Below are 13,985 nucleotides of genomic sequence, written 5' to 3' on the forward strand. Positions count from 1 at the left end.
TGGAGCACCCGGTCACCGGGCGGCCACCAGGGCCGTGAGCTGCGAGACTTGCTGTCATGAGCTTCCGTACGCCAGACCCCTTGCACCGGCTGATGCTCGACGACGTACGGGGGGCGCAGAAGATGCTGTCCGGGGTGGCCAGGACGACCCCGATGGAGGGCAGCCGTCATCTGTCGTCGCTGGTGGGAGCGCCCGTCCACTTCAAGTGCGAGAACCTGCAGCGGACCGGTTCGTTCAAGCTGCGCGGGGCGTACGTGCGGATCGCCGGGCTGCGGCCCGAGGAGCGGGCGGCCGGGGTCGTCGCCGCCTCGGCGGGCAACCATGCGCAGGGTGTGGCGCTCGCCTCGCATCTGCTCGGTGTGCGCGCGACCGTCTTCATGCCGGTCGGGGCGCCGCTGCCGAAGGTCGCGGCGACCCGGGAGTACGGCGCCGACGTCCGGCTGCACGGCCATGTCGTGGACGAGACGCTGGCGGCGGCGGAGCGGTACGCGCGGGAGACCGGAGCCGTCTTCATCCATCCCTTCGACCACCCCGACATCATCGTCGGGCAGGGCACGGTGGGCCTGGAGATCCTGGAGCAGTGCCCGGAGGTCCGGACGATCCTGGTGGGCGTCGGCGGCGGCGGTCTCGCCGCGGGGGTCGGGCTCGCGGTGAAGTCGGTGCGCCCGGACGTGAAGGTGATCGGTGTGCAGGCCGAGGGCGCCGCCGCCTATCCGCCCTCGCTGGCGGCCGGACACCCGGTGGTGGTCGAGTCGCCGGTGACGATGGCGGACGGGATCAAGGTGGGGCGGCCGGGCGACGTGCCGTTCGCGTTGATCCAGGAGTACGTCGACGAGGTCCGTACGGTCTCCGAGGACGCGCTCTCCTCGGCGCTGCTGCTCTGCCTGGAGCGGGCGAAGCTGGTCGTCGAGCCGGCCGGCGCCAGCCCGGTCGCGGCCCTGCTCAGCGACCCGGGGTCGGTCGAGGGCCCGGTGGTGGCGGTGCTGTCCGGCGGGAACGTCGACCCGCTGCTGCTCCAGCGCATCCTGCGGCACGGCATGGCCGCGGGGGGCCGCTATCTGAGTCTGCGGCTGCGGGTCACGGACCGGCCGGGGGCCCTGGCGACCCTGCTCGCGGTGCTCACGGTCGCCGACGCGAACGTCCTGGACGTCAGTCATGTACGGACCGATCCGCGGCTGGGCCTGACCGAGGCGGAGGTCGAGCTGCACCTGGAGACGAAGGGTCCTGAGCACTGCCGCGAGGTGGCGGACGCCCTGCGGGACGCGGGATACACGGTGCTGGGCTGAGTCCCGGCCCGTCTCCGCCCGACGCATGATCATGTGTCCCAGGTCACACATTCACTGGGCGGGGCGGCTCGGGCGAACCTAGGATCGGTGGGAAAAGCCCGAACTCAACGTTCGTATCTCCCTGGGAGTACCCACATGCCAGGCGCGATCTACGCCGAGGGTCTGGTGAAGACCTTCGGTGACGTACGAGCTCTGGACGGCGTGGACCTCGACGTCCCCGAGGGCACCGTCCTGGGTCTGCTCGGTCCGAACGGCGCGGGGAAGACGACCGCCGTTCGCGTACTGACCACCCTCCTCCAGCCCGACAGCGGCCGGGCCGTCGTCGCCGGGATCGACGTCCTGAAGGACCCCGACGAGGTGCGTCGCAGGATCGGGCTCTCCGGTCAGTTCGCGGCCGTCGACGAGTACCTCACCGGCCGCGAGAACCTCCAGATGGTCGGACAGCTCTACCAGATGAGGGCGAAGGACGCGAAGGTGCGGGCCGACGAGCTCCTGGAGCGCTTCCACCTCGCCGACGCCGCCGACCGCACCGCGAAGACGTACTCCGGAGGCATGCGCCGCCGCCTCGACCTCGCGGCCGCCCTCGTGGTGTCCCCGCCGGTCATGTTCATGGACGAGCCGACCACCGGTCTCGACCCCCGCAACCGGCAGGGCCTGTGGGAGGTCATCAAGGAACTCGTCGCGGGCGGTACGACCCTGCTGCTCACCACCCAGTACCTGGAGGAGGCCGACCACCTCGCCCATGACATCTGCGTGGTCGACCACGGCAAGGTCATCGCGCGCGGCACCTCCGACCAGCTCAAGGCCCAGACGGGTGGCGAGCGGGTCGAGGTCGTCGTCCACGAGAAGCGGATGATCGGCGACGCCCGGGACGTGCTCGCGCGCTACGGCATCGCGGGCATCGGTCACGGCGAGGTGTCCGTCGAGGACCACACCCGCAAGCTCACGGTCCCCGTCGCCGGCGGTGCGAAGCTGCTCGCCGAGGTCATCCGCGACCTGGACGCGGTGGGTGTGGAGATCGACGACATCGGACTGCGCCGCCCCACCCTCGACGACGTCTTCATCTCGCTCACCGGCCACGCGGCCGAGCGGGAGGCGGAGGAGAACGGCGGGTCGGACGGCACGTCCCGGCCGGGCGGCGGCCGCGACGGCAGGCGCGTGAAGGAGGCGGCCGAGTGAGCACCATGAACGACTCCCTGGTGATCGCCCGCAGGAACCTGATCAGGATGTCCCGGATTCCCGAGATGATCCTGTTCGGCCTGATCCAGCCGGTGATGTTCGTGATCCTCTTCACGTACGTCTTCGGCGGCTCGATGAGCGTCGGCGGCAGCACCGCCCCGGACGTCTACAAGAACTTCCTGATGGCCGGCATCTTCGCGCAGACCGTCACCTTCGCCACGGCGGGCGCGGGCGCGGGCATCGCCGACGACATGCACAAGGGCCTCATCGACCGGTTCCGGTCCCTGCCCATGGCCCGGGGCGCGGTCCTCACCGGCCGCACCCTGGCCGACCTCGTGCAGACCGCGCTGACGCTGTTCGTGCTCGCGATCGTCGCGCTGATCATCGGCTGGCGGCCCGGTTACGCGGCGCCGACCAACTTCGGGAAGGTCATGGCCGGCTTCGCCCTGCTCCTCCTCCTCGGCTATGCCTTCACCTGGATCGGCGCCCTGATCGGCCTCTCGGTCCGCACCCCGGAGGCCGCGACGTCGGGCGGCCTGATCTGGCTCTTCCCGGTGACCTTCATCTCGAACGCCTTCGTGGACACCAGCAACCTGCCGGGCTGGCTCCAGCCCGTCGCGGAGTGGAACCCGTTCAGTGCGACCGTCCAGGCCTGCCGCAAACTCTTCGGCGATCCGGGCCTGTCACCGTCCGACGCCTGGCCGATGCAGTACCCGGTGTGGGCGTCGCTGATCTACTCCGTCCTGATCGTCGCCATCTTCCGGACCCTGTCCGTCCGCAAGTACCGGCGCGCGAACGGCTGAGCGCTCCACGCACCCGGAGCCGTCAGGGCAGGTACCCGGAGACGACGAGGCCGTCGGGGAGGGCGAGGAAGACCGCCCCTCCGGCGACCAGCGCGTCTCCGGTGGCCTGCGCGTCGAAGTCGTCCGGCACGTTGGCCTCGAAGCGTTCGAAGTCGTCATCGTCGGAGGGGCCGGCCGCGGGGGCGGAGACCACCTCGAACTTCCCCACCGTGATCACCCGGTCGCCCGCGAAGTAGATCCGCTGCGGGTCGCCCTCGGTCATCATCGGCAGCATCGACCAGCGCTTCCGGCCGCTCCGCAGGTCGTAGGTGGTCACGGTCTGCCCGTTCGTGACCGCCACCAGACCGTCCGCGTTCACGGCGGGGCCCGCCGTCACCCCCGAACCGAGGGACCGCCGGCGCTTCAGCGACCCGGCGTCGAGCACGGCCACCGAGCCGTCCGGGGTGCCCGAGCAGAGCACGCTGCCGCTCTTCTCGTGCACGGTGACCTCCTGGCAGCCCTCCGCCCCGCGCGCCGTCTCCTTGCCGGTCCGCGCGTCGAGCGCCACCGGCACGGTCCCGACGGGGACGTACACCCGTCCGCCCGCCGCCACCGGCTGCTCGGGGAAGCCGTCGAGCGGCGCCCGCCACAGCTCCCGGCCCACGCCCTTCCCGCTCCCGCCGAGCTTCACCGCCGTCACGAGGCCTCCGCCCGACCCGCCGTCGCCCTCGGTGGACGCCGTGTTCACGTAGGCGACGTGGAGGATGCCGTCGGCCAGGTCGGAGCCCTTCACCGCCCACGCGGCGCCGGGGCCGGGGAGGGTGCCCTCCTTCCGGCCGTCCAGAAGGCCGTACGCGACGGTCCCCGAGGCATCCGTGACGTACACCCGGTCGCCGACGACCGCCGGGTACTGCGGTGTGGAACGCAGCCCCTCGGCGTTGGTGCGCGCCGGGACCGACCACAGCTCACGGCCGTCCGCCGCGTCCAGCCCCACCAGCGCGCCGCCGGAGCCCGCGCAGACCAGCACCTTCGGGGAGAGGGAGCAGGCGCCGTCGGTCGCCGCCGTCCGCGCCATCCAGGGCGACCAGCCCGCAGGGCGGTGGCCCCGGTCCGTCGCCGCGGAGCCGAAGTCGTTGGTACGACCCTCCCCGCCGTACGGCAGGACGACCCGGCTCAGCGTCGCCGGGGTGGGGTTCCCCGTACCGGGCGCCCCGGGGGAAGCGCTGTTCGAGGCAGAGGGCCCCGCCGTCCCGCCGTCCTCCTCGCCGTCCCGGTTCACCAGCACCACGCCGGCCGTCGCCACGACGGCCACCGCCACCGCACCGGCCACGGCCGCGCCCCAACGACGGCGCCGCGGCTCCTCGGGGGCCACCGGCGCCGTCATCGGACGGTTCGGGACGGCGGTGGGGGAGTACGGCACCACCGGGCCGAGCGTCGGCAGGTCCGCCACGCCCGCGCCCGAGGCCGCCGCCTCACCGGCCGTCCGCGCCGCCTCCCCGTACTCGGCGAGCAGCGAGAGCACGCCGCCCGGCCAGGGGAAGGCCTCGGGGGCCGTCCCGCCACCGAGGAGCGACACCACCTCCGCCGCCGTGGGCCGCTCGGCCGGGTCGAGCCGCAGACAGCGCTCCACCACCGGCCGCAGCTCCTCCGGCACGCCGGTCAGATCGGCGTCCGCCCGGATGATCCGGTAGACCACCGCGGCCATCTCGTCGTCCTGGAAGGGCCCCCGGCCGCTCGCCGCGAACGCGAGGACCGCGCCCAGACAGAACACGTCCGACGCGGGCACCACCGCACGGCTGCCCGCCAGGTGCTCCGGCGACATGAACCCCGGGGAGCCCACGACCAGACCGGTCGAGGTCAGCGCCGTCGCCTCGAAGGCCTGCGCGATACCGAAGTCGATCAGCTTGGGCCCGGCAGTACCGAGCAGGACGTTCGCCGGCTTGAGGTCGCGGTGCAGCACCTTCACCGTGTGGACGCCGGCCAGGGCGGTGGCCAGGGCGGTCCCCAGGGCCCGTACCGTCGCGACGGGCAGCGCCCCGGACCGTACGACGGCCTCCGCGAGCGAGGGCCCCGGCACGTATTCCGTCGCCAGCCACGGCGAGGCCGCGTCGGCGTCCGCGTCCACGAGCCGCGCCACTCCCGGCCCGTCGACCGTCCGGGCCGCCGCGATCTCCCGCCGGAACCGGGTCCTGAAGTCCCCGTCGACCTCCAGATCGCTCCGTACGGTCTTCACCGCGACCATCCGGTACGGATCGGCCGTCGGCGCGTCCGCCCGGCAGGCGAGGTGCACCTCGCCCATGCCGCCCGCGCCGAGCCGGGCGAGCAGCCGGTAGGGGCCGACCAGCTGCGGGGGCCGTCCCGCGGGCAGGGCTTCCAGCACGGGACTACTCCTTCTCGCCGGGCAGGACGACGGAGGCGACCGCGCCCTTGTCGAAGACGACGTACGCGATGCCGCCCACCGGCAGCACCTCCGGCTCCCGGATCTGCCGGGAGACGAGGTCGCCGTAGTCCGGGTCGTGGTACTCCTCCTCGGCGCGCGGACCGGGGGCGCCCGGCACCGGGGTGACCTTCAGGTCTCCCGGTCTGCCGTCGGCGCCGAGCCGCACCGTGTAGAGCGCGGAGTAGTCGGCGTACACGACCTGGTCGCCGGCGAGCAGCGGCGACGACCAGCTCTGGGCCAGGCCGGACGGAGCCCGCTCGGCGGGGAACGAGGCGAGTGTCCCGCCGGTGCGCGGATCGAGGATCCGCAGGCCCCCGTCGAAGGTCACCACGGCCCGGGGGCCGACCGCCGTGGGGGCCACCGTGCCGAGGTCGCCCGGCAGCGACGCCTTCGGGGCGAGGGTGCGGGCGTCGAGGAGGTGCAGGGCCGTGTCGGTGTCGCTGCCCGACCCGGCTCCCGCGCAGTACGCCGACGCACCGAGCACCTTGATGTCCCAGCAGTCCTTGGCGTCGGGTTCGACCTGCCCGAGCTGGGTGCCGTTCCTGCCGTCGTACGACACGAGTCCACCCTGGCTGAGGGCGTAGACGACGCCCTTGGCGTAGGCGACGGGCTCGTACGCCCGGCGCTCGGCGAAGGAGGTCTCGCCGTTGGTGAGCTCCTTCGACCACAGCTCGCGTCCGTCGGCCAGGGAGAACGCCGTCAGCGCGGCCCGCACGTGCAGGGCGTCCTCCGCCACGTTCGTCGCCGCGAAGACGATCCCGTCGGCGACGACGGGCCGGGTGGCCCAGAAGCCCTGCGGGCCCGCGGCCGGCTTCTCCCAGCGGACCGCCCCCGTGCGCGCGTCCCGGACCTGGAGGGAGCCGTCGGCGACGAGGACCGCGCTGCCGTCGTGGACCGTGGGCGCCGTGGCGGCCCCGGCCGTGAAAGGGAACCCCTTGCCGGTGACGTAGGTCTCGCCGGGGGTGTCCCTGGCGGCCGGGACGTCCCACAGCTGCCTGCCGCTCGCCGGATCCAGCGCCTCGTACCGCCCGTCCGTGGTCCGGCAGACCAGCACCTTCTCGCCGGCCGAGCAGCCGAGCGCCGGGGCGCTGAGCTTCGCCTGCCAGGGCTTCCAGCCGGCCGGCCGCTGGGCGGAGTTCTGCGGGACGACGCCGGAGGAGTCGGCGAGGCCCCGACCGTCGACGCCCGGGATCCGGGGTGCCGGCGGTGCGGCGGGCGGCGCCGCCTTCGGGGGCTGCGGCTTCCCCGGCCCGCCCTCCGGCCACAGCAGGTACGTGCCGAGGCCACCGGCCACGACGGCCAGGGCCACGGCGGCCGCGATCAGCCGGACCCGGCGCCGGCGGCCGGTCGGGTCGCTCGCGTCGGTCCCGGAAGCCCCATCAGTCCCGAGAGCCCCGGCTCGCGCCGAGCCCGGTGCCTGTGTCGCCGCGGAGTGCAGCCCGGGTGCCGCGGGCCGCGCGACCGGGTCCCCGGGGCAGGCCGGGACCGCCGGGGCGGCCTCAAGGAGCGGCCCGCCGGAGGCGACGAGCTGGGCGAGCTCCGTCCCGTACTCGCCGATGTGGTCCCGTACCGTACCGGGCCACGGGAAGACCTTGGGCGTGCCGCCGCCGAGCAGCTCCGCGAGCGCCTCCGGTGTCGGCCGGTCCGCCGGGTCCAGGGCCAGGCAGGCGGCGACGACGTCGTGCAGCTCCGCCGGGACCCGGGCGAGGTCGGCCTCGGCCTGGGAGACCCGGTAGAGGACGGCGGCGAGCGGCCCGTCGCCGAAGGGGTCCTCGCCGGTCGCCGCGTAGCAGAGCAGCGAGCCGAGGCAGAAGACGTCGGACGCGGCGGTCACCCGCCGGGCGCCGGCCACGTGTTCGGGCGACATGAAGGAAGGGGTGCCGACCATCAGGCCGGTCGCGGTCATGGTGGTGGCCGTGCTGCTGCGGGCGATGCCGAAGTCGATGAGGCGGGGTCCGTCGACGGAGAGCATGACGTTGCCGGGCTTGAGGTCCCGGTGCAGGACCCCGGCCCGGTGCAGGTCGGCGAGGGCCCGTGCGACGCCGGTGCCGAGTGCGCGGACGGTGTCCACGGGCAGCGCGCCGCCGCGCCGGACGGCCTGCGAGAGGCTGGGCCCCGGGACGTACGCGGTGGCCAGCCAGGGCACCTCGGCGTCGGCGTCACCGCCGAGCGGGGCGGCGGCGTACGGGCTGTCGACGAGCGCGGCGACCCGGATCTCCCGCCGGAAGCGGTCTCGGAAGGCGGGGTCGCCGGCGACGTCACGCCGCACGGTCTTCACGGCGACGAAGGTGCCGTCCGCGCCGGAACCGCCCCGTCCGAGGAAGACCTCGCCCATTCCGCCGGCCCCGAGCCTGGCGAGCACTTCGTACGGTCCTATCAGGCGCGGTGCGCCCTCGCGCAGTGGTCCCAGCACTTCGCCATCCCCCTTGTGACGCGATGTCAGGCCGCATCATGCCTCATCACCACAGGACGTGTGCATGCAGCACGAAGGGCCGGCCCCGGTGGGGGCCGGCCCTTCGTGGAGAGCTGTGCCTCAGCCGTTGTACGGCTTCGCGCTGAGGATCTTGACCGTGGCCTTCTTGCCGTTCGGCAGCTCGTACTCGGCGTCGTCACCGGCCTTCTTGCCGTTGACGCCGACGCCGAGCGGCGACTGCGGCGAGTAGGTCTCGATGTCGCCGCTCGCGTACTCGCGGGAGGCGAGCAGGAAGGTCATCGTGTCGTTCTCGTCGCCGTCGAACGCGATCGTGACGACCATGCCCGGCTCGACGACGCCGTCGTCCGCCGGGGCCTCGCCGACCTTGGCGTGCTCGAGGAGCTGGGTCAGCTGCCGGATGCGGAGCTCCTGCTTGCCCTGCTCTTCCTTGGCCGCGTGGTACCCGCCGTTCTCGCGCAGGTCCCCCTCTTCGCGGGCGGCGGCGATCTTGATGGTGATCTCCGTGCGCGCGGGACCAGACAGGTACTCAAGCTCGTCCTTGAGCTTGTTGTACGCCTCCTGGGTGAGCCAGGTGACGTTGTCGCTGGTCTGGGTCACAGGTGCTCCTCGTAGGTACTGGGAATACAAAGCATCGCCCTACACGGGAAAGCTCTGCTGTCCCGGGTGGGCGAAACCACGAGCCTAACAATGAGTGGCGAAAAGCGGGAGGACATAACCATCGGGATGGCGTCACCCCAGGTCACCGGGGTGACTCGCCGGGACTCGACACCCGGTCCCTACCCACCGCTACCGGGCCGTACACCCCATGAGCTCCGCACTGGTCGCGCGGGCGGTGGTGCGCAGCGAGTAGACGCGGTCGACCCGGCTCGCGGTCTCGTCGACCCGGACGTCCTTGCGGGCCACCTCGGCGCCGTCCTCGGAGCGGGAGCGCAGGGTACAGACGCCCTTGACGCCCTCGTCCTTGCGGATCTCCAGGTGTACCTGGACCTCGGTGGAGCTCACCACGTCGAACTTGATCATCTCGGCGCTGATCTTGCTGTCGACGACGTAGTGCCAGCCGAACCAGCCCAGGAGGCCGAGGAAGAGGACGCCGAGCACCGCGCCCGTGATCTTGAGCTTGCGATCGGCCGCCTCGTCCGCGGAGCGTCCGTAACGCCCCTCGGGCAGCTGCTCTCGCACCGCGCTCATGATCGATCCTCTCGAAGCCGGGGGTGGCGGAATTTTCACTCCCCCGATTCCGTCACTATAGAGACCACCCTCCGCGTCGAATCACTGAGGATCGAGTCTTGACTGAGCAGCTGCGACTGATGGCCGTTCACGCCCACCCCGACGACGAGTCGAGCAAGGGTGCGGCCACGATGGCCAAGTACGTGTCCGAGGGGGTGGACGTCATGGTCGTGACGTGCACGGGCGGCGAGCGCGGCTCGGTCCTGAACCCCCAGCTCCAGGGTGACGCCTATGTGGAGGCGAACATCCACGAGGTGCGCCGCAAGGAGATGGACGAGGCCCGCGAGATCCTCGGCGTCTCCCAGGAGTGGCTGGGCTTCGTCGACTCGGGCCTGCCCGAGGGCGACCCGCTGCCGCCGCTCCCCGAGGGCTGCTTCGCGCTGGAGGACGTCGACACCGCGGCCGGGGAACTGGTCCGCAAGATCCGCTCCTTCCGTCCGCAGGTCGTCACGACCTACGACGAGAACGGCGGATACCCGCACCCCGACCACATCATGACCCACAAGATCACGATGGTGGCCTTCGACGGTGCGACCGACACCGAGAAGTTCCCGGAGGCCGAGTTCGGCCCGTCCTGGCAGCCCCTGAAGCTCTACTACAACCAGGGCTTCAACCGTCCCCGCACGGTCGCCCTGCACGAGGCCCTCCTCGCCCGCGGGATGGAGTCCCCGTACGGCGAGTGGCTGGAGCGCTGGAAGGAGTTCCAGCGCGCGGAGCGGACGCTGACCACCTTCGTGCCCTGCGCCGACTTCTTCGAGATCCGCGACAAGGCCCTGATCGCCCACCGCACCCAGATCGACCCCGACGGCGGTTGGTTCCGGGTCCCGATGGAGATCCAGAAGGAGGTCTGGCCGACGGAGGAGTACGAGCTCAGCAAGGCGCTGGTGCCGACCTCCCTCCCCGAGGAAGATCTCTTCGCGGGCATCCGCGACAATGCCTGACATGAGCGCACACCTGGCACTGACCCAGCTTGTCCCCTTCGCCGCCGAAGAGCTGGACGAGAACAAGGTGACCCCCGGCGTCCTCGGCTTCGTCGTCTTCGCGGTGCTGGCCCTCGCGGTCTGGCAGCTGATGAAGTCGATGAACCGCCACATGGGCAAGGTCTCCTTCGAGGAGGCCCCCGACCCGGCCGCCGCCCCGGAGACCCCGGCCGGCGCCGCCGGCAAGTAGCAGACCGCCCCCGGGCCCGTACCCCAGTGGTACGGGCCCGGGGGCGACGTCTTCCGGAGGCGGGCTACCCCACCGGCACCCCCAGGACCTCCCGGGCGTGCCGGTGCGGCACCATGCCCAGGTCCCAGGCCTGCCAGGGCGTCGACGGATGGATGCCCCGGCCCAGGACCACCGCGTACGCCTCGGCGCAGTCGTCGAGCCGCGGGTCGCGCGCCGGATGCCGGTCCGCGATCAGCGCCGCGAGCTCCTCGCGCGCCGTGACCGTCCCCGGCTCCGGGCTCCCCGGCACCGCGTGCGGGAGCAGCGTGCAGCGCAGGAAGCGGGCCCAGTCCGCGCCCCGCCGGTCGCCGTACGTGCCGAACAGCGCACAGGCCTCGTCGCACAGCCCGAGCGCCTGCGGCACCCGCGCGTTCCCGGCGTCGATGATCGCCAGCTCCAGGGAGGTCCAGGCCTCCCCGTGCGGCACCCCGATCCGGTGGAAGTCCGCCCGCGCGTCCACGAGCAGCTGCCGGGCGAAGCCCGAATTGCGCAGACCGCCGGTGCGGGCCGCGAGCTGGTCGCGGGTGACCCGCCCCGAATGGTGCCGGGCACTGGCCAGCCCGTACACGTCCCGCATCCGCGAGAACATCGTCCGCGCCCTGCCCAGCTCCCGTACCGCGTCGTCCCGGTCGCCGCGCTCCTCCAGCGCATGGGCCAGGTGGAACAGCGTCCACGCCTCCCCGCGCGCGTCCTCCTGCTCCCGGTGCCGGGCGAGCGCCCCGCGCAGCCCCTCGACGGCCGGTTCGGCGTCCCCGGCGGCGAGCCGCGCCCTGGCCAGCTGGGTCAGCGCCCAGGCCTCGCCGCGCCCGTCGTGGATCCGCCCGTAGCCGTCGAGGGCCTCCCGCAACCCGGCCTCGGCGCCCGGCACGTCGCCCCGCAGCAGCAGCACCTGGCCCCGCTGGAAGTGCGCCCACGCCTGGCCGTGAGGGGACTCGTGCTCCCGGTGCAGCGCGAGCGACCGGTCGAGCAGCGCCGTCGCCTCCGCCAGGTTCCCCCGGTCCCGCTCCACGGCCGCGAGCGCGTGCAGCGTCCAGCCCCGGTCGGCGGCGAGCGCCGCCGGCTCCTGGAGAGCGAGCGCCTCCCGCAGCCGGGCCGCCGCGTCCGTGAGCCGGCCCTGGTGGTGCAGGGTGATGCCGAGCGAGCAGAGCGCGAGCGCCGCCCCCGGGTCCTGATGGGCCTCCTGGTAGAGCGACACCACGGACGTCAGGGTCGTCCGCGCCTTGTCGAGCTCGCCGAGCTGCCGGGCCGCGATGCCGGTCCGCCACTGCACCGAGCGGGACAGCTGGCCCTGCCCGACGGACTCGGCCAGCTCGTTGATCTCGCCGAGCCGGTAGAGGTCGCCGCGCAGCAGGCAGTAGTCGCAGAGCGCGCCCAGCAGATCGAGCACGGTCTGCTGGTCCACGCCCTCCGTGTGCCGCAGGGCCGCCGTGATGAAGCTGGACTCCTCGTCGAGCCAGCTCAGGGCCGCCTCGAGGGAACCGAAGCCGTGCCCGTCGAAACGGTCGGCGCGGGTCGACATCTTGCCGTCGACCATCCGGATCACCGCGTCCGCGAGCTCCGCGTAGTTCCGTATCAACCGTTCCTGCGCCGCCGCGATCTCCGCCGTGTCCTCCTCGTCGAGAAGCCGGGCCGCCGCGAAGCCGCGGACCGCGTCGTGCAGCCGGTACCGCTCCCCGCGCACCGGGGCGAGGAGCCCCGCGCCGGACAGCTCCCGCAGCAGCCGGGCGCCCTCGGCGCCGCTCCCGTCGAGCAGCGCGGCGGCCGCCGCGGCGCCGAGGGAGGCCCGCCCGGCGAGCGACAGCCGCCGGAGCAGCCGCCGCGCCTCGTCGTCGAGATCGACGAAGTACCGGGCCCACAGGGCGCGTTCGACCGGGACGTCGCCCCAGCCCGGTCGGCCGAGCACCTCCGCGAGCTCGTCCACGGACCGCCGCCCCAGCAGGGAGCCCGCCGCCCGCAGCGCCAGCGGAAGCCCGCCGCACAGCTCCCGGATCCGGTCGAGCGCCTCCGCGTCGTACGGGCCGGGGTCCGACGCCCCGCCCGCCGCCCGCAACAGCTCCTCCGCCCCGCCCGCGTCGAGCGCCGCCACCGGGAGGACGTGTGCGGCCACGTCCCCCAGGTCCAGCGGCTCCCGGCAGGTCACCAGGACCAGACTCTCGGAACGCTCCGGCAGCAGCGCCCGTACCTGGGCCGCGTCCACGGCGTCGTCCAGGATCACCGTCACCGGCACGCCGGTCAGCTGCCGCTGGTACAACTCCGTCAGCCGCGCCACCTGTTGGTCCGCCGTGGCGCCCTCCCGGAAGAGGAGCCGCTCACGCGGGGCGCCGAGCCGGTTGAGCAGATGCAGCAGCGCCTCCCGGGTCGCGAGGGGCCGCTCACCGCTCGCGCCTCCCCGCAGGTCCACCACGCACGCGCCGCGGAACTGGTCGCGGAGCGCGTGCGCCGCCCGTACGGCGAGCGCCGTCCGCCCGGACCCGGGCTCGCCGTGCAGCAGGACCACCGTCGGCCGGGTCTCCGCCGAGGCGCGCCCCGTCTGCACCCACCGGGTGATCCGGGCCAGTTCCTCCCGCCGCCCGGCGAAGTCCCCGCCGGGGTCCGGCAGATGCCCGAAGGAACGCTCCAGTACGGCCCGGCGCCGGGCCGCCGCACTCCGGTCGGCCCCGCGCAGCCGCTCGGGCCGCGACGCCACCGCCCGTCGGTCCCAGGAGGACCGTTCCTCCCGGCCGTCCGGCAGCGGGCCCCGCCCGCTCCCGGCACCGGACCCGCCGGACGCGAGGGGCCGGTCTCCCGCGTCCCCCGGGGGTGCGTCCCCGCTCCCACCGGCGAGCGCCACCCGCTCCCGCTCCAGGAACGGGCGTACGCCCCGTACCTCCAGAGCCGTCAGCCACCGCACCCGGGCCGCCTCGACGGCACCGTCCGGCGCCGCCGTCGGTGCGGTCTGCCCGGCGCGCCCTCCGGTGGCCCTCAGCACCGTCGCCGCCGCGCCCGCCACCGCCACGACCGCGCCGGCGCCGAGCGCCGTCCCCGTCGTCGTACCGAGCGCGAGGTCCGCGCCGACCGCGGCGACGGCCGCGACCCCGGCGACGAGCGCGGGACCGCCGAACACCGGACCGGAGGAACGGTCCGCCGCGCTCCGGGCGCCGGTCTCCCCCTCCGCCACGGCCCTCGCGTACGCCGCGTACTCCTCGCCCGCGTCCGCCGCCATCGAGTCCAGCGCGGCCCGGCCCCGGGCGAGCAGGGTCTCCGCGTCCGCCCGGCCCCCGGAGCTCCGCAGCTCCTCCTCCACCGCCCGCTCCCACAGCCGCTCAGCCTCGACCCGATGGCTGTCCCGCATGTGCGTCCCCCTCCGCGCGTGCCCGTCCGTCCCGTCCCTGAGGCCCAGTCAGGCCCCGTACCGTGCGCGTCCAGTGTGCTGCGCGGGACGCGAAGGC

General features: G+C 73.8%; 10 protein-coding genes. 5 read left to right on the forward strand and 5 right to left on the reverse strand.

What is annotated here, in order from left to right; genetic code table 11:
- The first annotated feature begins 56 nt into the window (after positions 1-56).
- From ilvA to ACZ4XX_RS09420, 3 genes are all read left to right on the forward strand, one after another.
- Positions 57-1,286, forward strand: coding sequence for a threonine ammonia-lyase (gene ilvA / locus ACZ4XX_RS09410; protein WP_468507350.1), 1,230 nt, complete (start codon positions 57-59; stop codon positions 1,284-1,286).
- A gap of 135 nt (positions 1,287-1,421) precedes the next feature.
- A complete protein-coding gene (locus ACZ4XX_RS09415; protein ID WP_468507351.1) occupies positions 1,422-2,465 on the forward strand; it encodes an ATP-binding cassette domain-containing protein in 1,044 nt (347 codons plus the stop codon).
- 5 nt (positions 2,466-2,470) lie between these two features.
- Positions 2,471-3,268, forward strand: coding sequence for an ABC transporter permease (locus tag ACZ4XX_RS09420; RefSeq protein ID WP_468507502.1), 798 nt, complete (start codon positions 2,471-2,473; stop codon positions 3,266-3,268).
- Positions 3,269-3,290: 22 nt separating this feature from the next.
- Here the strand turns inward: ACZ4XX_RS09420 and ACZ4XX_RS09425 are convergent, their stop codons facing one another.
- From ACZ4XX_RS09425 to ACZ4XX_RS09440, 4 genes are all read right to left on the reverse strand, one after another.
- On the reverse strand, positions 3,291-5,627 hold the full coding sequence (locus tag ACZ4XX_RS09425) for a protein kinase domain-containing protein (RefSeq protein ID WP_468507352.1): 2,337 nt from the start codon (positions 5,625-5,627) through the stop codon (positions 3,291-3,293).
- Positions 5,628-5,631: 4 nt separating this feature from the next.
- Positions 5,632-8,100, reverse strand: a complete 2,469-nt coding sequence (locus tag ACZ4XX_RS09430; RefSeq protein ID WP_468507353.1) for a protein kinase domain-containing protein — start codon at positions 8,098-8,100, stop codon at positions 5,632-5,634.
- Between the two features lie 120 nt (positions 8,101-8,220).
- Positions 8,221-8,718 (reverse strand): transcription elongation factor GreA, encoded by a 498-nt coding sequence (gene greA / locus ACZ4XX_RS09435; RefSeq protein WP_355961763.1) that lies wholly within the window; start codon positions 8,716-8,718, stop codon positions 8,221-8,223.
- Between the two features lie 189 nt (positions 8,719-8,907).
- Entirely contained in the window at positions 8,908-9,309 is a 402-nt protein-coding gene (locus tag ACZ4XX_RS09440; protein WP_468507354.1) for a DUF4307 domain-containing protein, read from the reverse strand.
- 98 nt (positions 9,310-9,407) lie between these two features.
- Between ACZ4XX_RS09440 and mca the strand changes: the two genes are divergently transcribed.
- Positions 9,408-10,289: a mycothiol conjugate amidase Mca gene (gene mca, locus ACZ4XX_RS09445; protein WP_468507355.1), complete on the forward strand. Its 882-nt coding sequence runs from the start codon at positions 9,408-9,410 to the stop codon at positions 10,287-10,289.
- Entirely contained in the window at positions 10,282-10,518 is a 237-nt protein-coding gene (locus tag ACZ4XX_RS09450) for a hypothetical protein (protein WP_468507356.1), read from the forward strand. The genes mca and ACZ4XX_RS09450 overlap by 8 nt, the downstream gene beginning before the upstream one ends.
- 64 nt (positions 10,519-10,582) lie before the next feature.
- Here ACZ4XX_RS09450 and ACZ4XX_RS09455 read toward each other — a convergent pair whose 3' ends face one another.
- A complete protein-coding gene (locus tag ACZ4XX_RS09455; RefSeq protein ID WP_468507357.1) occupies positions 10,583-13,888 on the reverse strand; it encodes a tetratricopeptide repeat protein in 3,306 nt (1,101 codons plus the stop codon).
- Positions 13,889-13,985: the final 97 nt, after the last annotated feature.

The sequence above is a fragment of the Streptomyces sp. NPDC029956 genome, from assembly GCF_055574655.1.

What these genes read in the sequence shown, in the direction of transcription:
- ilvA (WP_468507350.1), top strand. Translation starts at nt 57, where the DNA reads ATGAGCTTCCGTACGCCAGACCCCTTGCACCGGCTGATGCTCGACGAC.
- ACZ4XX_RS09415 (WP_468507351.1), top strand. Translation starts at nt 1,422, where the DNA reads ATGCCAGGCGCGATCTACGCCGAGGGTCTGGTGAAGACCTTCGGTGAC.
- ACZ4XX_RS09420 (WP_468507502.1), top strand. Translation starts at nt 2,471, where the DNA reads ATGAACGACTCCCTGGTGATCGCCCGCAGGAACCTGATCAGGATGTCC.
- ACZ4XX_RS09440 (WP_468507354.1), bottom strand. Translation starts at nt 9,309, where the DNA reads ATGAGCGCGGTGCGAGAGCAGCTGCCCGAGGGGCGTTACGGACGCTCC.
- ACZ4XX_RS09450 (WP_468507356.1), top strand. Translation starts at nt 10,282, where the DNA reads ATGCCTGACATGAGCGCACACCTGGCACTGACCCAGCTTGTCCCCTTC.
- ACZ4XX_RS09455 (WP_468507357.1), bottom strand. Translation starts at nt 13,888, where the DNA reads ATGCGGGACAGCCATCGGGTCGAGGCTGAGCGGCTGTGGGAGCGGGCG.